The sequence below is a fragment of the Thermodesulfatator atlanticus DSM 21156 genome, assembly GCF_000421585.1.
GTDB classification, from domain to species: Bacteria; Desulfobacterota; Thermodesulfobacteria; order Thermodesulfobacteriales; family Thermodesulfatatoraceae; genus Thermodesulfatator; species Thermodesulfatator atlanticus.
This window is the reverse complement of record NZ_ATXH01000001.1, coordinates 131,542-152,549: the sequence shown is the minus strand read 5'-3', so window position 1 is coordinate 152,549 and position 21,008 is coordinate 131,542. Positions and strand designations below refer to the sequence as shown.

Below are 21,008 nucleotides of genomic sequence, written 5' to 3'. Positions count from 1 at the left end.
CCATTTTTTTCGGAACGAGAAACAAGAACTGATCCAGAGATTTTGCAAAGGTCGCAAAATGTTGACTATCTTAATAACCTATTGCGAGCGATAAAAAAGGGAACAAGGTTAGCATGCCTAATAAAGAATTAGTTAAAAAACGTTTTCTAAGATCTCTTTATACCTATGAAAAAGAAGCCCATGTCCAGAAAAAAATGGCGGAAAGGCTTCTTTTAAGGCTTAAGTCTTTTGACACTCAGGGAAAAGTTCTTGAAATTGGCGCGGGAACCGGACTCTTTACCCGTATGTTTCTTAAAAAGTTTAGCCCTGAAAAGTACTTTGTTACGGACCTGGTAAAAGAATGTGCCCCCTTTTTTGAAGGACTTTCGGTTTTTTTTGTAGCTTCAGACGGCGAAAGCCTTTGTTTCAGGAAAAACACCTTTTCGCTGGTGGTTTCAAACGCAACTTTTCAATGGTTTTTAAATCCTAAGAAGGCATTTGAAGCCATAGGAAAATTATTGCTTCCTGGGGGAATCCTAGCTTTTAGCACTTTTGGCCCGAAAACCATGCAGGAATTCTCCCATCGCCAAACGCCTCCAGGTTTGCTTACTATGAGGCAAATTTTAGGGCTTAAGCCTCCCTTTTTTGAACCCCTTTGGGAAGAGGCCTGGGTTGAGACTATTTACTTTGCCACCCCTAAAGAAGCCTTGCGCCACGTAAGGGAAACTGGAGCCATGGGGCACCTTGAGTCCAAATGGTCACTAAAAGAAATTAAGACCTGGGAGATGAAATACCAGGCCCTGCGTACTTCAGAGGGGCTTCCTCTTACCTTTGAACCTATCATTATGATCTGGAGGAAAAAATGATTTTTTTTGTTACCGGAACTGATACAGGCATTGGAAAGACTTATGCCACAGCCCTTTTGGCCAAAGGATTTGAGCTATTGGGAAAAAAAGTCATCACCCAAAAGCCTGTCCAAACAGGGGCGGACTGTCCAGAAGATCTTTTTATGCACCGCAAATTAACCGGCTGGTCTCCTGATCCCCCTGAGCTTTTAAAACTTACTTCGCCTTATGTTTTTGAGTTTCCTGCAGCCCCTGAAACTGCTGCCTCCCTTGAGGGTAAAAAAATAGACATTTTGCACTTAAAGCGAACTTCCGAAAGACTTGCCAAAGACTTTGAGGTAGTGCTGATCGAAGGCGCTGGAGGACTTTACGTTCCCATTACCAAAGAAGAGAGCATGCTTGATTTTATTTCTCTTCTGGCCTGCCCGGTGTTCGTAGTATCAGCAGCGCGCCTTGGCACTATCAACCATACGGTGCTCACCGTCAACGCCCTTAAACAAAGGGGCCTTTACGTGGCCGGCTTAATCTACAACTTATGCTTTGCCAAAGATGAAATAATTGCCCAAAAAAGCCTTGAAGACATAATGAGGCTCTGTGAGCTTGAGCATGTTTTACTGATGCCCAAAATAGAAGGCCAGATATCTACCCCTTTGGCTGAAAAAGCCAGGGATTTTCTTCTAAAGATTTTTAGCCCGCGCTTTGAATTGCAGGCTTTTTAGCCGCTTTTGCCAAGCAGTCGTAAAATGTCGTTATAAAAAACAACGATCATCAACATAATGAGCAAGGCAAACCCAACACGCATGGCCATCTCTTTAGCGCGGTCTGGAATAGGACGGCCGATAATCCCTTCAATAGCAAACATGAATAGATGACCACCATCAAGCATGGGAATGGGAAGAAGATTTAGCACCCCGAGGTTGACCGAAAGAATGGCCATAAAGGAGATTAACGCCCAGACCCCAGCCTGTGCTTGTTCCCCAGCAAGCTTGGCAATAAAAATAGGCCCCCCTAAAGTTGATAAAGGAAGCACGCGTTCTATAAGCTTGACAATAGACAAAAGGGTTAGCTTGATCAGCGCAAAGACCATCACAGCGGCTTCTATTAAGGCCTTGGCGGGGTTTATCTTTTCGAATTTGGTTTTACCACCTGCTACAACGCCAATGAGAGGAGTTTTAATGGTTTCGCCGAAGATGTTTTTTACTTCTCTTATCTGAGGCTTGATAGTGACGACTAATTCTTTTTCTCCGCGTTTGATGGTCAGCTTAAGGGGTTTTCCGTTACTGTGCTTGATAATGTCGTTTAGGTCTTTCCAGGTACTCACAGGCTTTCCATCAACAGCGATGATCATGTCTCCTGGCTTAAGTCCTGCCTGAGCAGCAGGAGAGTCAGGCAAAACTTTGCCTACTTCAGGTAGGTAAATGGGCTTTCCTTGGAAGGTAAAGACCAGCACAAAAAAGATCCAGGCAAGCACGAAATTGGCAATAGGCCCTGCGGCGACAATCAAAGCTTTATCCCGTAAGGGTTTATGGGCAAAAGAGTAGGGAATTTCTTCAGGTGATAATTCGTCAGTTACACTTTCACCTAAAAGTTTGACATAGCCCCCCAAAGGAATGGCCGAAAGACGATATTCCGTGCCCCCCCTTTCCCAGGCAAATATTTTGGGGCCAAATCCCAAGGAAAATACCAGGACTCTCACTCCCACAAGTCTTGCCATTAAGAAGTGGCCCAGCTCATGGAAAAATATCAAAACTCCCAGGACAATTATGACCGCCAAGGCTGTGTGCATTAGCGCCTCTCCAGTTCGTCTATGATTTGATGGGCAATTATTCTAGCAAATATATCGGCATTTATAACTTCATCCAAGGAAAAGCAAGGTTTTATATCAGCCCGCTTAAGTGTCTCTTCGACCACCAGCGGTATTTTATCAAAGCTTAAACGACCCTCTAAAAAAGCCTCTACGGCAATTTCATTTGCGGCGTTTAAAACCGCAGGAGCTGAGCCTTTTAGCTCTAAAGCTTTATAAGCAAGTGATAGACACGGAAATCGTTCAAGGTCTGGGGCCTCAAAGGTGAGTTTGCCAAGCTCTACTAAGTTAAGCTTAGGATAGGGAAGAGATAATCTTTCGGGATAAGAGAGTGCATAAGCAATAGGTAGCCGCATATCTGGGAGGCTGAGCTGAGCGATTACCGAACCGTCAACAAACTCAACCATAGAGTGAACAATACTCTGGGGATGCACTACTACTTCTATTTTTTCCGGGGGCATCTCAAATAAAAAGTGGGCCTCAATGACTTCGAGCCCCTTGTTCATAAGGGTAGCTGAGTCTATAGTGATCTTTGCCCCCATCTGCCAGTTGGGGTGTTTGAGGGCCTTCTCAGGGGTTACTTTAGGAAAATCTTCCTTAGGAAGTTCCCTAAAAGGCCCGCCTGAAGCAGTAAGGATAAGCCGCGATACGTCTTCTTTTCTGCCCGCCTGCAAACACTGAAAAATAGCCGCATGCTCGCTATCAACGGGAAGAATTTTAACGCCTCGCTTAGCAGCTTCTTTAATGAGAAGCTCCCCTGCCATGACAAGGGATTCTTTGTTGGCAAGGGCAAGGTCCTTGCCTGCTTCCACCGCGGCAAAGGTGGGCAAAAGGCCTGCTGCTCCCACAATGGCTGAGACAACCAGTTCGACCTCTTCGTGGGTGGCACAGGATATAACGCCTTCTTTTCCTGAAACGAGTTTGACGCCCTTTGGTAAAAGGGGTTTTAGCTTTTTAGCAAGGTGTTCGTTTTTGCAGGCCACCTGCTTGGGCCTAAATTTGTGCGCTTGTTCTGCTAAAAGCTTGATATTCTCTCCTGCAGCAAGGGTGATTATCTCAAAACGCTCAGGAAAATTGGCGACGACTTCTAAAGAATTGCGTCCTATAGAGCCGGTTGAGCCTAAAACAGCAAGTTTTTTAGCCATGAGTCCACACCATTAACCAGTAAAAAAGTGGTGCCGCGAAAATAAGGGCATCTGTGCGGTCAAGTATTCCTCCGTGGCCTGGCAAAAGGCGTCCTGAATCTTTAACCCCAAAACCCCGTTTAATAATGGATTCAAATAAGTCTCCTATTTGGCCAACTACAGAAACCAATAAAAATATCGGTATTAAAAAATAAACTGAAGCAAGTTTGAAATAAAGACCTAGACTCAATCCCAATAAGATGCCAAGAAAAGTCCCCCCAAAGGCTCCTTCCCAGGTCTTTTTAGGGCTGATAAAAGGTGAAAGCTTGTGTTTCCCCAGGATTCTTCCCGCATAGTAAGCCCCGGTATCAGTGCCAAAAATTACCGCGATTAAGCATAAAAACCATGAGCGCCCGGCAGGAAGAGTAAGCACGAGAAAAAGATGAGAAAATCCTAGGAGCACATAAATATACCCAAAAAGGGCCTTTATTAATTCTTGCTGGTGTTGGGGGGCCTGGTATCTCCTTAAAAAAAGAAGCATAAAGAGAAAAAAGCCAAGCCATATTCCAGGGGCAAGTACCGGGCCTTTTTGCCAGATAATCAAAAAACTTATGATAAGGCCTAAGCACCCTGGCCATAGCAACTGAGAGGGAAGGGCGGCCATACCTGCATATTCGTGCCAGGCTATCAAAGCCGCAAGAAGGGCCAAAGCAAGTAATAAAAAAGGCGGCCCTTTTAAAATGGCTAAAATAAGAAGAGGTAGAAGGACTGCTGCGGTTAAGATACGTGCTTTATCCATGGATTTGTTCGCTGATTTTTCCAAAACGCCTTTCACGGCGCTGGTAATCTTTAAGGGCCTTTATAAATTCCTCTTCGCGGAAATCAGGCCAAAGGGTCTCTGTAAAATAAAGCTCGGTATAAGCGGTTTGATAAAGCAAAAAATTTGAAAGCCGCATCTCACCACTTGTGCGGATAAGCAGGTCCGGGTCGGGCAGGTCTTTAGTGTAAAGAAAACGGGCAAAAAGCGCCTCGTCAATCTCAGAGGGTTTAAGCTCTCCCTTTAAAACCGCCTGAGCAATGAGCCGTGCAGCCTGGGCAATTTCAGCCCGCCCTCCGTAGCTCAACGCAAGGTTAAGTATTAGCCCTTGGTTTTTGGCGGTTTTTTCAATAGCAGCCTTAAGAAGTTCTAAGACATTTGCGGGAAGAAGTTCTATCTCACCGATGGCACGAATTTGAACGTCTTTTTCGTGGAGTTCATCTACTTCTTTTTGCAAATATTCTGAAAGAAGCTTCATCAAAAAAGAGACTTCATCTTTGGGGCGCTGCCAGTTTTCTTTGGAAAAAGCATAAAGGGTGAGCACTTTTACGCCAACCTTGCGGGCGGTTTCAATTACCGCGCGTACAGATTTCATGCCTTCACGATGCCCCATTACACGGGGCAGATGACGAGCTTTGGCCCATCTGCCATTTCCGTCCATTATGATGGCGACGTGTGCTGGAATTTTTGCGGGGTCAAGACCTGCTATCATTAAACAGTCATAATATCTTTTTCTTTTTGTTCCAAAATCTTTTCGATTTTGCCAATGTATTCGTCGGTTATCTTCTGGAGCTGATCCTGGGCCCGGTAAAAATCGTCTTCAGAGATTTCGCCTTCTTTTTTAAGTTCTTTTAGGTCATCAAGTACGTCGCGGCGGATGTTTCTTACGGCGATACGGGCTTCTTCGGCGATCTTGCGAACCATCTTTACCAGCTCTTTGCGGCGTTCTTCTGTAAGAGGGGGAACAGAGATCCGAATCACCTTGCCATCATTTACCGGGTTTAAACCCAGTTCTGAGCGCTGGATGGCCTTCTCAATGGCGCCAATGGCAGAAACATCCCATGGCTGAATAACGATAAGACGAGCATCTGCCACGCTAATAGTGGCCATCTGATTAAGCGGCATTTGAGTGCCGTAATAATCGACTTTTATGCCATCAAGGAGTGCTACCGAAGCTCGCCCCGTGCGAATACGGGCGATTTCGTCTTTAAAATTCTCAACAGACTTTGCCATGCGGCGTTTGGCATCGTCTAAAAGTTCCTTAATCATGTGGCTCACCTCCCACAAGCGTTCCCACTTTTTCTCCGCATACAGCTTTGATAATGTTTCCTTTTTTCTGCATGCTAAAAACAATCAAAGGTAAATTATTGTCACGGGCAAGGGAGATGGCGGTAAGATCCATAACCCTTAAGTTTTTTTCCAATACTTCTTCATAGGAAAGATGATCAAATTTCTGGGCCTTTGGGTCTTTCATAGGATCGCTAGAATAGACACCATCGACCTTGGTGGCCTTAAGCATTACTTCAGCTTTTATTTCAAGGGCCCTCAGCACTGCGGCGGTGTCTGTGGTGAAAAAAGGGCACCCTGTCCCTGCCGCGAAAACCAAAAAATAGCCTTCTTCGAGATAATCAAGGGCATTTTCCCGTACAAAGGCTTCTACCACACCTTTTATTTCAAAGGCCGAAAGGATTTTAGTAGGGACTCCGTGTTGACCCAGAGCCTCACCCAAAGCGATGGCGTTTAGTACCGTGGCAAGCATTCCCATTTGGTCTGCACGCACCCGGTCAAAACCCTGGGCTACACCCGAAATACCACGAAAAATATTGCCACCACCAATGACAATGCCGGTTTTTATTTCGAACTTTTTAAGGCTTGCTAATTCTTGGGCTAGAGAGGAAAGGAGAGCAGGATCAATGCCATAAGCGGCGCGGCCCATAAGGGCCTCACCGCTAAGCTTAAGAAGAACTCGCTTATATCGCGGCACCTCCTCAGCCATTATTCTTCCTCACCTACTTGGAAACGGGCAAAACGCCTAATTTGGATGCGTTCACCTGTTTTGGACATGAGTTCATTGAGCAAATCCTGAATAGTAAGGTCAGGGTTTTTAACAAAGGGTTGTTCAAGGAGAGTCACTTCCTTGTAAAACTTTTCCATTTTGCCCTGAACGATTTTTTCGATGACATTTTCGGGTTTGCCGCTTTCCTTGGCCTGAGCAATATAGATTTCTTTTTCGCGGTTTATCACTTCTTCTGGTAAGTCTTCCCGGGCTACGCAAAGAGGGTTAGCCGCGGCAATATGCATGGCAATATCATAAGCAAACTGTTGAAACTCCTCGGTGCGTGCCACAAAATCTGTTTCGCAATTAACCTCAACCATAGCGCCGAGTTTTTTGTTGGCATGGATATAAGCGGCAATTACGCCCTCTTTGGTGGCCTTTCCTGCTCTTTTGGCTGCCACCGCAAGGCCTTTCTGGCGCAATAGGTCAACAGCTTTTTCCATGTCACCGCCTGCTTCTTCAAGGGCTTTCTTGCAGTCCATAAAGCCAGCTGCGGTTTTTTCCCGCAGTTTTTTTATCATATCCATGGTTACTTCAGCCATTTTCCTCCTCCTTAACTTTTTGCTTGACTTGCTTTACTGGTTTTGTTCAGCCTGGGTTACAGTCTCTGATTCTGTTTCTGCCAGGGCCTCTGAGACTATTTCTTCAGCAAGCTTTTCAGCTTCTTCAGCCTCTCCTTCTGCTGCTTCCATCATTTCGGCTTCGATTTCTTTGTCTGTCTCCGCCTGAAGTTTTTCTTCCCAGAAGGATTTTCCTTCAAGGCAGGCATCCGCAATCCTGCTGGTTATTAGCTTAATGGCCCTGATGGCATCATCGTTTCCAGGGATAATGTAGTCGATAAGGTCAGGGTCGCAGTTGGTGTCAACAATTGCCACAATAGGAATACCAAGTTTACGAGCTTCAAGCACGGCAATGTGTTCTTTTTTGGGGTCAACAATATAAATTGCCTGAGGAAGGTCTTCCATTTCTTTGATTCCGCCAAGGTTGCGTTCGAGTTTTTGCTTAAGCCTTTCAAGCTTTAAGCGTTCTTTTTTGGGGAAACGTTCAATGGTGCCGTCTTCAAACCACTCTTCAAGTTGTTTTAATTTTTCAATACTTCTTCTTATAGTGCGAAAATTGGTTAGAGTGCCGCCAAGCCAACGGTGGTTTACGTAAAACATACCGCAGCGCTCAGCTTCTTCTTTGATAGTATCCTGGGCCTGACGTTTGGTCCCCACAAAAAGAACTTTCCCTCCGTTAGCCACGGTATCTACGATAAAATCGTAAGCTACATCGAATAGTTTGACTGTTTGTTGAAGGTCAATAATGTGGATACCGTTTCTTTCCCCAAAAATGAAAGGTTTCATCTTTGGGTTCCAGCGGCGGGTTTGGTGCCCAAAGTGGACACCAGCTTCAAGAAGCTGTTTCATGGTAAGCCTTGACATAAAAGTACCTCCTTTGGGTTTATCCTCCGCCCTCAAGGTGGCCAATTCGCATGCATGCGAACACCCAACCACCCTTAATACGGGCGTGAGTTTTGCGGGTATTTAACACCGAAGAAGAAAATTAGGCAAGCTTTTGATGTTACAAAATCAAAAATTCTTTTAGTCGCACGCCTGCAAAATAATTTCAAAGGTGGCTCCGGGGTCGTTATCGCATACTCGAATATAACCCCTGTGTCTCATAATAATCCGATAAACAATATTTAGCCCAAGGCCAGTGCCTTCTCCGGGTTCTTTCGTAGTGAAAAAAGGATCAAAAATATACTTACGATGCTCTTCAGGGATCCCTGGACCTGTATCTTTTACCTTGATGTAGATAAAGCCGTCTTTCTTTTTAGCTTTGACAATTATTTTACCTTTTCCTTTCATAGCCTGGATAGAATTTAGAAAGAGATTTACAAAAACTTGTTGTAATTCTGTTTTCCGTCCTAGAACTTTTGAGTTATTGACCTCCACATCTATATCAAACACAACAGCTTTTGTTCTTTCTGATAAGCTTACAGTTTCAATAGCGCTTTGAATTACTTCCTTAAGGCTAACTGGGGCAAGATTTTTCTCTTTCCTAGAATATTCTACCAAGGATTCTGTAATCTTCTTAATTCTTAGAACGTGATCCTGAATGCGTTTTAATTGTTCAATTTTTTTGGAATCATCTTCTTTGTTCATAAGAATTTCACAGTAACCATTTATAACTTGAAGGGGATTATTTATCTCGTGGGCAATTCCAGCAACAATGATGCCGAGACCTGCCAGTTTTTCAGCCTGTATTAATTGTTCCTGACTTTCTTTTAATTCATTAATTGTATGTTGTAACTGTTTGTTTTTTCTTTCTAGCTCATCAACATAGCCTTGGATTTCTTTTCTTACCATTTCCTCTTTATTTTTTAAAGCAGTTACCATCTTATCGAAGGCTTGGGCTAACTCTTGTATTTCTTTTATATCGCTTTTCAAGATATTTTCTTCAATTTCAGCTAGTTTTCCGTCAGCAATCTTGATTAAGTCTTCTGTTGCCCTCTTTAAAGGCATTGTAATCTTTTTTATCATTAATAATGCAATTACACTGACAATTAAAGTAGCCAAAGCTCCTATGATGATTGAAAGAAATATTGTGCTCCAAAATTCTTTTTTGACTGCTTTTCCAGATATGATAAAACAAAGTGAATACTTTTGAGTTTTACGGAGATTTTGAGGTAAAGGATTCAGGATTAAAGATTCAATGTTTTCTGTTTTGGGAATATTAATAGTAAAGTTGACTTTAAAGTGTAAGTGATCATTGTGCCATACTAGTTTATTTTCCTTGCAATTTATAATAGCTTTTTTATGAGGTAAATCTTTAACACTAACAATTAATTGATCCCCTTTAAAAAGGGCTATATTGCTAATACCAGCGATTCCGATATAAGTTTTAAATATATTTTTTAATTCCTGTTTTTTATTTAACGGTAAATAATATTTTATGTTTTCTTCTAATGATTTAGCTATTTGCTGTAATATAACTGTCTGATTTTTCCAATAGGTTCTGTTCTTAAAAAAGACATAAAGACTGGTCAAGAAAATGGAACAAGACATGATGGCAATCAATACCAAGGAAGCAAAGCGAAAATAAATACTTTTAAAATCAAAAAATTCCTTCATTTTAAGATAATATTTTTTTGATCTGTAGGAATTTTAATCTTCCAAAACTTAGCTAAATTTTTGTTTATGATGATCTTAAAATTTTCTGCAAATTCTATGTTGCAATCTCTTCCTATATAGCAATTATAAAAATTTTTGACTGCTTGGTCGATGTATTTATCTGTATCTATTTTGTAACTCAAAAAAGCTCCTCCCTCCAAAAAAACAGGCGAAAAGGTTATAACAGGTTTTCCGAATTTAACAGCAGTAACTAATGTTAATTTAATATTAGAATAATCATATAAGCTAGAATCTGGAATCATCCAAAAAATTCCGTTTTCTCTTATAGCTTTATAAAGTGTATCCGAAAATCCGTCATAATTTGTCAAATATAAGGATAATTTGATTTGTTTTTTTTCTGAAATTTCTTGGATCTTTTTGGCATATAATCTACTATTTGGAGAATAAATTAGCGCTATGGAACATGGTTCTGAAAATAATTTTTTTATAATATTTAATCTTTTATTAATGTCCGCTATGTAAAAAATTCCAGCAATATTTTTTTTCTTTGTTTTTTTTACGATGCTGTCAAATATTGTAATATCTGCTGTCATAAAAAAGAATAAATTGATATTACGGTTAATAAATTTTTTGGTTGTTTGGCTACCAAGAGTAAGGAGAAACGTGTTTTGACCTTGGCTTAATATTAAATCGGTCTCAGTTATGATTTTATCTATATTTATACCCTTTTCCTTAAGTTTATTTTCGAACTTTTTCAAAGCGTAAATGTAGTATGTTTCATGAGGAACTATAGCAATAATTTCTGCATATGTTACACGTGGTATAATTATTACGATAATGCTATAAATTATTAATAAAAATAAAAATTTTCTGTTTACCATTTGAATTCAATTCCTACAAAAATGCGTCTGTCTAATTTCGTTCCAAATTCCGTATTTATGTTTGTTTCTTTTAGTGCGTTTAAAATTTGCATGCTAAGTTTGAAATTTTTATTTATCTGATAATTTAATCCCATGTCTAAATAGAATAAATCCTTAATAAGGATGTTATTTTCTTCCTTTTCGCTGAAATAATTTGCTCCAATATAAGAACTTATTTTCTTATTCCTGAAAATTAATAAGCCTGACAATAAATGTCTTGGAAATTCTTTTCTTGTTGACGATATAGTTTTATTTTTTACATATGTGTATTCATAGTTTAATCTTAGGTTTATATTACTTGAGGTCCTGTGTTTATATTCTATGTCAAATCCCTTAATCTCCTTTTTATATTTTACAGGAATAAACTCAATTTGTGGGAAGTTAAATTTGCTTTCATAATTCATAATATTTTTCAAGTTGTAAATGAATCCAGATATCAATAAATAGTTTTTGCCGTTCTTTATATTAATAGTTATTTCATGGGCGTCTTGCTTTAAATAATCTGGATCACTTTCTTTTTGAATGTTTATCAATAGATCGTAAGGATAATTTTGCTGTCTAACACTGAAATTTTTGACATTTATATTGCTAAATAAAATTGTCGGATTGCCAAAAGATTTTGTAAAAGTGTATCGGAATGATAAATTATTCGATAGATTTATGATTGAAGATATTCTGGGAGAAATAAAAAAATCTGATATTGGGTTATAGTTTATGCGAGCTCCAACTATTAAGGAAACCTTTTTATTTAGGCTAATAAAATCTTCCCCAAAAAAGGCAAATCTGGTTTGATATTCGTTGTCTAAGAAATCTGCATTTACGGTAACGTATTCTACATTTAATCCTAAATTTAATCTTTGCTTGTAAAAATAGAAAGTTTTTTCTGCTTCTATTAAGTAATCTCCTTGTTTATAATATTGTTTTTTTACGTCTAAGCCCGAAAAGTCTAAATACCCATCTGCTAAAAAATTAGAGAATCTTAAAAAATAAGAAGGACCTTCAAGAGATATTCTAGCCCCCCAGTGATTTACATTTTTGGCATTCAATATTGTGCCTTGTCCAATGTTAAATAGGTTTAAATGGTATAAATTATTTAAGTCGCCGTGATATAATCCAATATCAATACGAGCTGTACCAAGTTTAGTCAAACGAGCTGCGGATAAGCGAGCCATTAGACGTTCCATATTAAGCTTGTCTTGTTCATAGTCATCCATGTGTTCATGCCCAAGAAATGCATAGATATGCCAAGGAGAAAACTCTTCTTTAAATATTCCTATTTCTTTCCTATAGCTTTGTGTTCCTAGTATTACATTTATTTTATTTTTTCTTATTTCTTCCGGTGTTTTGGTAACTACATTTATGGCGCCTGTTACGGCGTTTGAGCCAAAATGAACTGATGCCGGGGTACGAACCAATTCAATACGTTCAATTTCTGAAGGATCAAGCAACAAAAATGGCCAAACCGTTATCCCAATCGCTTCGATGTTATAAGGACGCCCATCCAAAAGAATTGATATTGGTGGGAACATGGCTACACCACCACGCAAAATGATATTGGCGTAGCCTGTAGAGGTATATTCCAGCAAAACCCCTGGTAGATAGCGTAAAACCCACAAAAGGTCTGGGGGATTTAAAATTTCTATATCTTTTGCTGTAATGACAGATAAAGTCCCGGGCTCTTGCGAAAAAATAGTTTCGTGTCGTGCGGCAGAGACTATCTCTTGGAGTTTTTTTTCTTCTAAAAGCGGCTCATAGCACCATACATTTTGAGCGTTTAAAAACAAAAAAAAGAGACATAATACACAAAATATGTGTCGTGACATATTCAAGACCTTTTGGTGTTTAAAATTAAAGCAATCAAAATTCCCTATATAAAAATTCTTAGGTTATGTAAAGTTTTTATTACACCTTTGCAAAATTGCAGGGCTCGGTAATACAACGTAAGGGGAGCTGTTCCTATTTTTCGTTCCGAAAAATAGGAACGGATTCTTAAACGAATCTACCTCAGAAGGACAAGCAAGAGCTCGCTCCCCTAGGAACGTTAAGTAAAAAAGTACGCTCTTCATTTTTGTATCCAATAAAGACTTTTGCCAATTCTTTTTAAGTCAATTCTTAACAATTTTTCGGTATTATCCTTAAAGAAATTAGTGGTGAGATTCATTTTTCCCCCAAGAAGCTAGGAATCTATTTAAAAAATTTTTCCCGGATTAAGAATGCTATAAGGATCAAAAATTTTCTTAATTTCTTTCATGATACTTAGCCCCGCGGGGCTTAGCTCTTTTGGCAAATAGCCTTTTTTGGTTAAACCGATACCGTGCTCTCCAGAAATTGTTCCTGAAAGTCTAAGCACCTCTGAGAGTATTTCCTCGCGCAATTTTTTGGCTTTTTCTAACTGGCTTAAGTCTTTTTTATCAAAAATGATATTTACGTGAATATTTCCATCACCTAAATGACCAAAACAAGCCACAAAAAGCCCTTTCTCTTTACCTTTTTGCTTAGCAAACTCGAGAAGGAAAGGTACTTTGCTGCGCGGAAGAACTACATCATCTGCAATTTTCCCATTAGCTATTTGCTTAAGTGCAGGAGAGATGCTACGTCTTGCCAGCCAGAGTTTTTCACGATCTTCTTTTCGGTAAGCTATTTCAACTTTAAGGCAAATTTCTTTAAGTTTTTTCTCAGCTATAGAAATATCTTCTTCTACCTGTTTTTTAGCTCCATCAAACTCTAGCAACAAAAGCGCTTTTGCCTTTTCAGGAATTTTTTCCGGCAAAAAGTTTTTCACCGCGGAAAGTGTTGTTTCATCAAGAAGTTCTGCGGTAGCGGGAAAGAGTCCCTCTTGTAATACTTTGAGAAAGGCCTCTGCAACTTCCTTAGGCCCCGAGAACCAGGCTGCTACGGTTCCCTCAAAAGGCGGCTTGGGAATAAGCTTAAGAATCAATTTTGTAATAACTGCCAAAGTACCCTCTGAGCCGGTTAAAAGATGGACAAGATCATAGCCAACCACTCCTTTCATGGTGCGGCGGCCAACGAATAATCTATCTCCCCCTGGTAGGACTACCTCAAGCCCTAAGACGTAGTCTTTGGTTGTTCCATACTTAAGCCCTTTAGGCCCGCCAGCACCGCAGGCCACGTTTCCACCGATTGTCGAAAATTCATAGCTGGCAGGATCTGGGGGATAAAAAAGCCCCCTTGCTTCTACCTCTCGCTTGAAATCTCCAGTAAAAACCCCGGGCTCTACCACGGCCACCAGGTCTTCTTCGTTTATTTCTAAGATGTGGTTTAAACGCAAGAGCGAAAGGATAAGACCTCCTTTGGATGCAAGAGAAGCCCCGGTAGTAGCTGTTCCTGCACCTCGAGGAATTACTGGAAAACGGTATTCTTGGGCAAGGGCAAGTATTTTAGCAACCTCATCAGCAGTTTCTGGCAAAGCTACTGCATCTGGTAAAAAAGACTCAGGCGAACTATCGCACGCATAAGCCTTACAATCTTCTCTCGAGGTAAGCAGCCTCTTGCCCAGAATCTTGCGTAATTCTTTTGTGATCGTTTTGTTTAGTGGGTTGAGTGTATTCTTCGATTTCACGGCAAAGGTACTCTATTTGGTATTTAAGTGAGCCTGGCTGGCTTATTTTTTTGTCTATATTTTTTACGGCATAAACTACCGTGGCATGGTCGCGGTTAAATAACTTTCCGATAGACTGGAGGCTTTCGTCAGTAAAACGCCGACACAGATACATGGCTACCTGCCTGGGAAAGGCGATCTTTTTTTCTCGTTTGCGCGAAAAAAGTTCTTCCCGACTTACCCTGAAATGTTTGCAAACAAGGTCAACGATAAAATCTTTGGTAAGCGCGGGGGTCTGAGGTGCTATTTCTTGTACCAGTTCCTGAGCTAAAGCAAGCGTTATGGGCTCACGCAAAAGGCTTGAACGCGCCACCAAACCCACAATAGCGCTTTCTATTTGCCTGATATCGCCTCGTAAATTTTTTGCAAGAAATTCTGTTACCTCTTCTGAGAGGGTAATCCCCTGTTTTTTGGCCTTGCGTTTAATAATGTTTAAGCGGGTCTGATAATCAGGGGGATTAATTTTTATGATGGCCCCTGCCTGAAAACGGCTGCGCAGACTTTCGTCTAGTTTTTCTATTTCCTGAGGGGGGCGATTCGCCGTAAAGACAACTATTTTCCCAAGATCGTAAAGATAATCCAGGGTTAGCGCTAATTCTTTTTGGGTAAAATCTTTACCTGAAAACCGATGTACCTCTTCAAGCATAAGGATTTCAAGCCCGTGGCGCAATTTTTCTTTGAAATCTTCCAAACGATCTTGCCGCAAGGCCTTAACCACGTGGGCGGTAAAATCTTGCGCGGTAAGATAGCAAATTTTCCCCTTAGAAGGATGTTGTAAGAGATGGTTTCCAATAGCCTGGCTTAAATGGCTTTTGCCAAGACCTGTTCCGGCACAAAGATAAATTATCGGGCTATCAGGGGCTTTATTAGCAATGGCCCAACAAGTGGCATAGGCAAGTCTGTTGCATTCTCCCACCACGAATTCTTCAAAAGTAAAGCGCTTTGATAGCTTTCTGCCAATAAGCCTTGTGGGGTCATAAGGAAGCTCTGCCTGAATAATGGGAGGGGAAGATTCTTCTATCACCTTGAATTTGATTTTTAAGGAAATCTTTTGTGATTTAAGGGCTTCTTCAAAATATGGAAGATAATTTTCCTTAATCCAATCAAGGCTAAACTGGTTGGGGCAAGCGATAATCAGGTGGTTTCCGTCTAAGCTTAAAAATTTTAGGGGTTTTATCCAAACCCTGAAACTTGCTTCAGGAAGTATGTTACGCAAAGTGTCCAGTATCGCTTCCCACAGTCTTTCCATAGAAGACCCCTCCGTAGTGGATGCGGCCAAGTTAACCAGACATCCTTTCGATGGTCAAAATTCATTATCCCAAAATATGGCCAGTTATGAATGTTCAAGGATCTTTTCCATTTTTCTTCATTAAAACTAGGGGTTAGTGGCAATCTTTCCTGAAAGATAAAGACAGCAAGTCTTCTAATTATTTTAAATTTAATTCGAAATTAGTGTAAGTTGATAGTAACTAATAGGTTTTTCAACAAAAAGGAAAAGTTGTAAAATCTTTATTTTTTTAGTTTTTTCTACAAAAAATAGCTTTTTTCTTCGTGACGATATAAAGGGAAGTTACAATCTAGTGGCAGAAATATTGATTTTTGGGTAAATGCTTTTACATGGCCTGTATGAAAAAAATTAGCCGCGTCCCGGATGTTTCAAGATGTTATGAAATTCTTCACGAAAACGGCGTTCCCCCTCATATTATTGCTCACTGTGAAAAAGTTTCTTTGGTTGCCTGTTATTTGACAGAGGCCCTTTGTGCGGTTGGGGAGGATCTTGATCTTGCCTTGGTTAAAGCAGCTTCCCTTTTGCACGATGTCACTAAACATATTTCCCTAAAAACAGGTGAAAATCACGCCACTTCAGCCGCTAAGCTATTAACAAGGCTTGGTTATCCTGAAGTAGCAAAAATTGTTGCCCAACACATTTTCTTAACGCCTGGGCCGCCAGGAAGCCCCATCCGCGAAGAAGAAATCGTATATTACGCAGATAAGAGGGTAATGCACGATAAAATCGTCACCTTAAAAGAACGTTTTGAAGATCTAAAAATGCGCTATGGGAAAAACCCATCTTCTATTGTTAACATCGAAAGGCTATATTTTTTGACTAAACTTCTAGAAAGAAGGCTTTTTAAAAAATTGCCCTTTGGGCCAGAAAGGTTATTGGAGTTAGATCATGCTCAAAGTAGCTTTACTTTGCGGAGGGAACTCTCCTGAAAGAGAAGTTTCTCTTAAGGGGGCAGATGCGGTTAAAAAAGCACTTTTAGCCCTTGGCCATCAAGTAATTGTTTTTGATCCTGCCAAAGATCTCCCTTTGTTTGCCCAAAGGGCCAAAGAGTTTGACGTGGCCTTTTTAGTGCTTCATGGCCCAGGGGGCGAAGACGGAACTATTCAGGGTTTTTTGGATTCTCTTGGGATTCCTTACCAAGGTGCGGGGGTCCTTGGAAGCGCCCTTGCCATGGACAAAGCCTTAAGCAAGATCCTTTATCGCCAGGCAGGTCTTGCAACCCCTAAAGCAGTGGTTGCTGAAAAAGAAAAAGATATTCCTGCTTTGGATTTTTTTCCGGTGGTGGTTAAGCCTGTTTCTCAGGGTTCAAGCGTGGGGATAACCCTTGTCCAAGATAAAAAAGAACTTTTTTCTGCGCTGGAAAGAGCGTTTTCGTTCGAGGACCAGGTGCTTATTGAAGAATACCTGGAAGGAGTTGAGTTGACCGTAGGCGTACTAGGAGATGAAGCACTTCCCGTAGTGGAGATAAGACCGGGTGAAGGCCATCTTTTCTTTGATTATAAGGCAAAATATACTCCGGGGGCCACGGAAGAAATATGCCCAGCACAAATTCCTGAAACTATTGCCCAAGAGGCCCAAAGGCAAGCCCTTGTGGCCCATAAGGCCTTGAGGCTTCGTCATTATAGTCGGACTGACTTTATCCTCAAAGGAGAAAGGCTCTACGTTCTTGAAACTAATACCATTCCAGGAATGACTGAAACAAGCCTTTTGCCTTTGGCTGCCAAGGTGGCTGGTTATTCTTTTAAAGATTTAGTGCAAAAACTCCTTGAGTTTGCGTTAACGGCATCCTGACTTCAGCCCGTCTGCTATGCGAAGGCGCACAAGTTCTGCCAATTTGTGTTTATCCCGTAAGGTAAGGCCCTTGGTGGGAATGGGTGGAAAAATTTTTATCCGCACAAGGCCAGGTCTTAGCAAGAGTTTACCTTTGGGAAGCACTTCTCTGGTGCCACAAATAGCAATAGGAACAACCGGAAGCCCGCTTTTTATAGCCAAAATAAACCCTCCAACTTTAAACGGCTGAAGTCTTCCGTCAGGGCTCCTTGTTCCTTCAGGGAAAATGAGAACAGAAAAGCCTTCTTTGGTCTTTTCCACCGCAAGCATAAGGCTTTCTAGGCCTTTGCGGGGGTTTTCTCTATCAATGGGGACACAGCCCGCAGCCAAAAGCCCCCAACCAAAAAAGGGAATTTTAAAAAGGCTTTTTTTGGCAAGCCAGGAAATTTTGTGAGGAAGTATGGTGCCTATTACCGGGATATCAAATTGGCTCTGGTGATTAGCAGCAAAAACATAATTTTCTTCGGGTCTTATGTGTTCGAGCCCACGAACTTCAAGACGCACCCCTGCAATGCGCACCATATTGCTTAGCCACAAATGCTGTATCTTAGGGATGATACGTTTTCCAGTCTGGCAGAGCGAAAGTAGGACTATGAGCGTTCCCAGGGTAGGGACAGTTATCAAAAGATAAAGGGCAAAGGTGAAGTTTCTCAAAAAAATCTCAAATTTTTTAAAGGTTTTCATTTTAACTCCGATCCGTTGCCTAGAAATAGAGTATAGAAATCTTCAAATTTTTTTTATTTTTTCTACTTATTTTTTGCCGTTATAGTAAAATAAAACATGTCAGATTCAAAGTTTCTAAAAGAAAGTAACAATAAGCATTTGCTTTCTGAGAGCGAAGTCAAGTTTCGTGCCCTTACAGACTTTGCCGCGGTTGGTATTTATCTTTACCGGGAAACTTTCATTTACGTAAATCCTGCCTTTGAAAGGATCACGGGCTACACCCTCGAAGAGCTTCGCAAGAAGAAAGTCTGGGAGATCGTGCATCCTGATTACCAGGAAATGGTAAAAGAAAGGGTGCTTGCTCGCCTGCGCGGGGAGCAGCCTTCTCCACGCTACGAAATAAAGATTATCACCAAAGATGGCCGTGAAAAATGGATAGAAATTTCGGCGTCCACCTATAAAGAAGGGGACTATTTTGTTGGCATTGGCACATTTATCGATATTACAGAAGTAAAAAATTATTCCCAAAAGCTCGCCGAAACCCTTACAGAATATAAAGCCATTTTACAGGCCTTTGAGGGTTACATTTACACGGTATCGCAAGGATTTCGGATCCGCTTTGCCAATCCCAAACTTGAGGAAAAAATCGGAAAAAAAATTGTGGGCCTTACCTGTTACGAAACCATCTTTGCCCGCAAAGAACCATGCCCCTGGTGCAGTGTTCCCCAGGTACTTGAAGGGCAAAGTGTCCAGAAAGAGATAAAAATCCCTAAGCAAGATAAATGGTATCACGTGGTAGCTACCCCCTTGGTTTATCCAGATGGCGAAAGGTTTTTCTTCCATTTAATGGTTGACATTACCCAGCAAAAAAAGACCCAACAGGAATATCTTCGTGCAACAAAACTTGAGTCTCTTTCCCTTTTAGCAAGCGGTATTGCTCATGATTTCAATAATTTCCTTACGGCTATTCTTGGAAATCTTTCCCTTTTGCGTTTGCGATTACAAAAAAAGCTTTCTCCAAAAGAAGAAAAACTCATAAAACAGGCAGAAAAAGCCTGTCTCAAAGCCCAAGGTCTTACCAAACAACTCCTTACCTTTGCCAAAGGTGGTTCTCCTATTAAAAAAGCCGCCCCATTAAAAGATCTTTTGGAAGAGACTATTTCCTTTTGTTTGAGGGGGTCAGATATTACCTGGGAATTGAAAGTAGAAGATGATCTTTTCCTGGTGGACGTAGATACCGTTCAGTTTGGCCAGGTAGTTAGCAATTTGGTCATAAATGCTAAACAGGCCATGCCCCAAGGGGGAAGACTTTGGGTCTCAGCTAAAAATCTTGTCCTTGATGAGCCTCAAGGCTCCCTTAAACCTGGCAAGTACGTAGAAATTTCTTTTCGAGATGAAGGGAAAGGAATCCCTGAAAAATATATCCACAGGATTTTTGACCCATATTTTACTACCAAAAAAGAAGGAAGTGGCCTTGGGCTTGCCATTTGTTATTCCATTGTGAAAAATCACGGAGGCCATATCGAAGTCTTTTCCAAAGAAGGGTCAGGGACAACCTTCAAAATCTATCTTCCAGCAAGCAAAAAAGAAAAATTTGACACGCCGTCTTTAGTGCAGCAGGAAATTTTTAAAGGACAGGGCAAAGTACTTGTTTTCGACGACGAAGAAACAGTTAGAGCCACCTTGCGCGAAGGGCTTGAGCTTGCTGGTTTTCAAGTAGAAGAGGCGCAAGATGCCCAGGAAGTTTTAAAGAGGGCCAAGGATCAGACCTTTGATCTTGCTATTCTTGATCTTACCGTGCCAGGGGGCATGGGGGCCAAAGAAATCTTTCCCTTTTTAAAGAGTTACAACCCCAAAATAAAAACCATTCTCATCAGCGGGTATGTTCTTGATTATGAAAAACACAAAGAATTCGATGCTATCCTGAAAAAACCTTTTACTTTGCAAGAACTTTTTGAAACGATAAGGAAGCTTTTAAATGCTTAGAGTGGGTGAGCTTTTTCTCGTCGGACTCTCTGGCCCTGAGCTGACATTATATGAACAGGAAGCTATAAAGGAATTTACCCTTAGGCATTTTATTTTTTTTAAACGCAATCTCCTTGAAAAAGAACAAATTAAATCCTTGCTTATCAAGATAAATGAGATCTCAGGCCCGGGGCTTCGAGCCCTTGATCAAGAAGGAGGGCCGGTTGCGCGACTGAAGCCCCCACTTTTTCCAGCGATAAAGGCCCCTTTTGATCTTGCAAATGATAAAGATCCTGAGGCGGCTGTAGCAAAAGAAGCAGCTCTTTGTGCCAGGGAGCTTAAGGCCTACGGTTTTAACTTTAATCTGGCTCCAGTGCTTGACCTTGGAGGCGAAAACGCCCCCTCTTTCCTTCGGGGCAGAACCTTTGGAGAAGATGCTTCTTTGGTGGCCCAACTTGGGGAAACCTACATAAAAACTTTTCATTCATACGGCGTTTATACCTGTGCCAAACACTTTCCTGGCCTTGGAGGAGTAGCCATTGATCCCCACCAAAATCTTCCTGTGAAAAATTCTTTTTCTGAGGATGACTTAAGACCTTTTTACCAGGCTATTGCTGCCAAAGTCCCTGCCATCATGACAACCCATTTGATTATAAGCACTTTTGATGGTGTTCCTGCTACTTTTTCTAAGCAAATTGTCAGGTTTTTGCGCGAAAAAATGGGTTTTACTGGCCTTTTACTCACCGATGACCTATACATGGGAGGGGTTTCTTTACCCCTTGAAGAAGCAGTGCTTAAGGCCGTGCTCTCTGGCCATGATCTTATTCTTTTATGCCAGAATTTTTCCCAGACCATCAAAATTATTGAAAATTTCGCAAAAGAAGTAAGAAATAGCCCCTCACTTCAAAACCGGGTAAAAAAGGCACTAGTTAGGCAGGAATCCCTCTTAAATTTCTTTGCGTCTTGCCTTGGCAAAAGTTAA

20 protein-coding genes are annotated in these 21,008 nt (G+C 41.1%); 6 read left to right on the top strand and 14 right to left on the bottom strand.

What is annotated here, in order from left to right:
* Positions 1-113: 113 nt before the first annotated feature.
* Both H528_RS0100825 and bioD read left to right on the top strand, forming a co-directional pair.
* Positions 114-845 (top strand): methyltransferase domain-containing protein, encoded by a 732-nt coding sequence (locus H528_RS0100825; protein ID WP_022852457.1) that lies wholly within the window; start codon positions 114-116, stop codon positions 843-845.
* Positions 842-1,543, top strand: a complete 702-nt coding sequence (gene bioD, locus H528_RS12045) for a dethiobiotin synthase (protein WP_022852456.1) — start codon at positions 842-844, stop codon at positions 1,541-1,543. The genes H528_RS0100825 and bioD overlap by 4 nt, the downstream gene beginning before the upstream one ends.
* Here the strand turns inward: bioD and rseP are convergent.
* The 13 genes from rseP to dnaA form a co-directional block, all read right to left on the bottom strand.
* Entirely contained in the window at positions 1,540-2,610 is a 1,071-nt protein-coding gene (rseP, locus tag H528_RS0100815; protein ID WP_022852455.1) for an RIP metalloprotease RseP, read from the bottom strand. The two genes, bioD and rseP, sit on opposite strands and share 4 nt — an antisense overlap.
* Positions 2,610-3,773: a 1-deoxy-D-xylulose-5-phosphate reductoisomerase gene (locus H528_RS0100810; protein ID WP_022852454.1), complete on the bottom strand. Its 1,164-nt coding sequence runs from the start codon at positions 3,771-3,773 to the stop codon at positions 2,610-2,612. The genes rseP and H528_RS0100810 overlap by 1 nt, the downstream gene beginning before the upstream one ends.
* Entirely contained in the window at positions 3,766-4,551 is a 786-nt protein-coding gene (locus tag H528_RS0100805) for a phosphatidate cytidylyltransferase (RefSeq protein ID WP_022852453.1), read from the bottom strand. Before H528_RS0100805 ends, H528_RS0100810 begins: the two co-directional genes overlap by 8 nt.
* Positions 4,544-5,281, bottom strand: coding sequence for an undecaprenyl pyrophosphate synthase (locus H528_RS0100800; RefSeq protein ID WP_022852452.1), 738 nt, complete (start codon positions 5,279-5,281; stop codon positions 4,544-4,546). Before H528_RS0100800 ends, H528_RS0100805 begins: the two co-directional genes overlap by 8 nt.
* Positions 5,281-5,838 (bottom strand): ribosome recycling factor, encoded by a 558-nt coding sequence (gene frr, locus H528_RS0100795; RefSeq protein ID WP_022852451.1) that lies wholly within the window; start codon positions 5,836-5,838, stop codon positions 5,281-5,283. The genes H528_RS0100800 and frr overlap by 1 nt, the downstream gene beginning before the upstream one ends.
* The gene (pyrH, locus tag H528_RS0100790) at positions 5,831-6,565 is read right to left on the bottom strand and encodes a UMP kinase (RefSeq protein ID WP_022852450.1); all 735 of its coding nucleotides are present in this window, start codon (positions 6,563-6,565) and stop codon (positions 5,831-5,833) included. Before pyrH ends, frr begins: the two co-directional genes overlap by 8 nt.
* The gene (gene tsf, locus H528_RS0100785; RefSeq protein WP_022852449.1) at positions 6,565-7,167 is read right to left on the bottom strand and encodes a translation elongation factor Ts; all 603 of its coding nucleotides are present in this window, start codon (positions 7,165-7,167) and stop codon (positions 6,565-6,567) included. Before tsf ends, pyrH begins: the two co-directional genes overlap by 1 nt.
* Positions 7,168-7,200: 33 nt before the next feature.
* A complete protein-coding gene (rpsB, locus tag H528_RS0100780) occupies positions 7,201-8,049 on the bottom strand; it encodes a 30S ribosomal protein S2 (RefSeq protein ID WP_022852448.1) in 849 nt (282 codons plus the stop codon).
* Positions 8,050-8,208: 159 nt separating this feature from the next.
* On the bottom strand, positions 8,209-9,741 hold the full coding sequence (locus tag H528_RS13865) for an ATP-binding protein (RefSeq protein WP_022852447.1): 1,533 nt from the start codon (positions 9,739-9,741) through the stop codon (positions 8,209-8,211).
* Positions 9,738-10,622, bottom strand: coding sequence for an ABC transporter substrate binding protein (locus H528_RS0100765; RefSeq protein WP_022852446.1), 885 nt, complete (start codon positions 10,620-10,622; stop codon positions 9,738-9,740). Before H528_RS0100765 ends, H528_RS13865 begins: the two co-directional genes overlap by 4 nt.
* On the bottom strand, positions 10,616-12,484 hold the full coding sequence (locus H528_RS0100760) for a TonB-dependent receptor plug domain-containing protein (protein ID WP_022852445.1): 1,869 nt from the start codon (positions 12,482-12,484) through the stop codon (positions 10,616-10,618). The genes H528_RS0100765 and H528_RS0100760 overlap by 7 nt, the downstream gene beginning before the upstream one ends.
* A gap of 365 nt (positions 12,485-12,849) precedes the next feature.
* Positions 12,850-14,241 carry an FAD-binding oxidoreductase gene (locus H528_RS0100750; protein WP_022852443.1) on the bottom strand — a complete coding sequence of 464 codons (1,392 nt, stop codon included), beginning with the start codon at positions 14,239-14,241 and terminating at the stop codon, positions 12,850-12,852.
* Positions 14,141-15,529 carry a chromosomal replication initiator protein DnaA gene (dnaA, locus tag H528_RS12035; protein WP_051132456.1) on the bottom strand — a complete coding sequence of 463 codons (1,389 nt, stop codon included), beginning with the start codon at positions 15,527-15,529 and terminating at the stop codon, positions 14,141-14,143. The genes H528_RS0100750 and dnaA overlap by 101 nt, the downstream gene beginning before the upstream one ends.
* A gap of 377 nt (positions 15,530-15,906) precedes the next feature.
* On the opposite strand from dnaA, the gene H528_RS12030 reads away from it, so the two are divergent.
* Positions 15,907-16,497, top strand: a complete 591-nt coding sequence (locus H528_RS12030) for an HD domain-containing protein (protein WP_169352753.1) — start codon at positions 15,907-15,909, stop codon at positions 16,495-16,497.
* Positions 16,457-17,359 carry a D-alanine--D-alanine ligase family protein gene (locus H528_RS0100735; RefSeq protein WP_022852440.1) on the top strand — a complete coding sequence of 301 codons (903 nt, stop codon included), beginning with the start codon at positions 16,457-16,459 and terminating at the stop codon, positions 17,357-17,359. The genes H528_RS12030 and H528_RS0100735 overlap by 41 nt, the downstream gene beginning before the upstream one ends.
* Here H528_RS0100735 and H528_RS12025 read toward each other — a convergent pair.
* On the bottom strand, positions 17,345-18,082 hold the full coding sequence (locus tag H528_RS12025) for a lysophospholipid acyltransferase family protein (protein WP_022852439.1): 738 nt from the start codon (positions 18,080-18,082) through the stop codon (positions 17,345-17,347). The two genes, H528_RS0100735 and H528_RS12025, sit on opposite strands and share 15 nt — an antisense overlap.
* 96 nt (positions 18,083-18,178) lie before the next feature.
* Here H528_RS12025 and H528_RS13860 point away from each other — a divergent pair, with 96 nt between their 5' ends.
* Positions 18,179-20,047, top strand: coding sequence for a PAS domain-containing hybrid sensor histidine kinase/response regulator (locus H528_RS13860; RefSeq protein WP_022852438.1), 1,869 nt, complete (start codon positions 18,179-18,181; stop codon positions 20,045-20,047).
* Positions 20,040-21,008, top strand: coding sequence for a glycoside hydrolase family 3 N-terminal domain-containing protein (locus tag H528_RS12015; RefSeq protein ID WP_022852437.1), 969 nt, complete (start codon positions 20,040-20,042; stop codon positions 21,006-21,008). Before H528_RS13860 ends, H528_RS12015 begins: the two co-directional genes overlap by 8 nt.

Excerpts from the sequence above, each read along its gene's own strand:
- H528_RS13860 (WP_022852438.1), top strand. The coding sequence starts at position 18,179 with ATGTCAGATTCAAAGTTTCTAAAAGAAAGTAACAATAAGCATTTGCTT.
- H528_RS0100805 (WP_022852453.1), bottom strand. The coding sequence starts at position 4,551 with ATGGATAAAGCACGTATCTTAACCGCAGCAGTCCTTCTACCTCTTCTT.
- frr (WP_022852451.1), bottom strand. The coding sequence starts at position 5,838 with ATGATTAAGGAACTTTTAGACGATGCCAAACGCCGCATGGCAAAGTCT.
- H528_RS0100800 (WP_022852452.1), bottom strand. The coding sequence starts at position 5,281 with ATGATAGCAGGTCTTGACCCCGCAAAAATTCCAGCACACGTCGCCATC.
- bioD (WP_022852456.1), top strand. The coding sequence starts at position 842 with ATGATTTTTTTTGTTACCGGAACTGATACAGGCATTGGAAAGACTTAT.
- H528_RS13865 (WP_022852447.1), bottom strand. The coding sequence starts at position 9,741 with ATGAAGGAATTTTTTGATTTTAAAAGTATTTATTTTCGCTTTGCTTCC.
- H528_RS0100760 (WP_022852445.1), bottom strand. The coding sequence starts at position 12,484 with ATGTCACGACACATATTTTGTGTATTATGTCTCTTTTTTTTGTTTTTA.
- pyrH (WP_022852450.1), bottom strand. The coding sequence starts at position 6,565 with ATGGCTGAGGAGGTGCCGCGATATAAGCGAGTTCTTCTTAAGCTTAGC.
- rpsB (WP_022852448.1), bottom strand. The coding sequence starts at position 8,049 with ATGTCAAGGCTTACCATGAAACAGCTTCTTGAAGCTGGTGTCCACTTT.
- H528_RS0100765 (WP_022852446.1), bottom strand. The coding sequence starts at position 10,622 with ATGGTAAACAGAAAATTTTTATTTTTATTAATAATTTATAGCATTATC.
- tsf (WP_022852449.1), bottom strand. The coding sequence starts at position 7,167 with ATGGCTGAAGTAACCATGGATATGATAAAAAAACTGCGGGAAAAAACC.
- rseP (WP_022852455.1), bottom strand. The coding sequence starts at position 2,610 with ATGCACACAGCCTTGGCGGTCATAATTGTCCTGGGAGTTTTGATATTT.
- dnaA (WP_051132456.1), bottom strand. The coding sequence starts at position 15,529 with ATGGAAAGACTGTGGGAAGCGATACTGGACACTTTGCGTAACATACTT.
- H528_RS0100810 (WP_022852454.1), bottom strand. The coding sequence starts at position 3,773 with ATGGCTAAAAAACTTGCTGTTTTAGGCTCAACCGGCTCTATAGGACGC.
- H528_RS0100825 (WP_022852457.1), top strand. The coding sequence starts at position 114 with ATGCCTAATAAAGAATTAGTTAAAAAACGTTTTCTAAGATCTCTTTAT.
- H528_RS12015 (WP_022852437.1), top strand. The coding sequence starts at position 20,040 with ATGCTTAGAGTGGGTGAGCTTTTTCTCGTCGGACTCTCTGGCCCTGAG.
- H528_RS12030 (WP_169352753.1), top strand. The coding sequence starts at position 15,907 with ATGAAAAAAATTAGCCGCGTCCCGGATGTTTCAAGATGTTATGAAATT.
- H528_RS12025 (WP_022852439.1), bottom strand. The coding sequence starts at position 18,082 with ATGAAAACCTTTAAAAAATTTGAGATTTTTTTGAGAAACTTCACCTTT.
- H528_RS0100735 (WP_022852440.1), top strand. The coding sequence starts at position 16,457 with ATGCTCAAAGTAGCTTTACTTTGCGGAGGGAACTCTCCTGAAAGAGAA.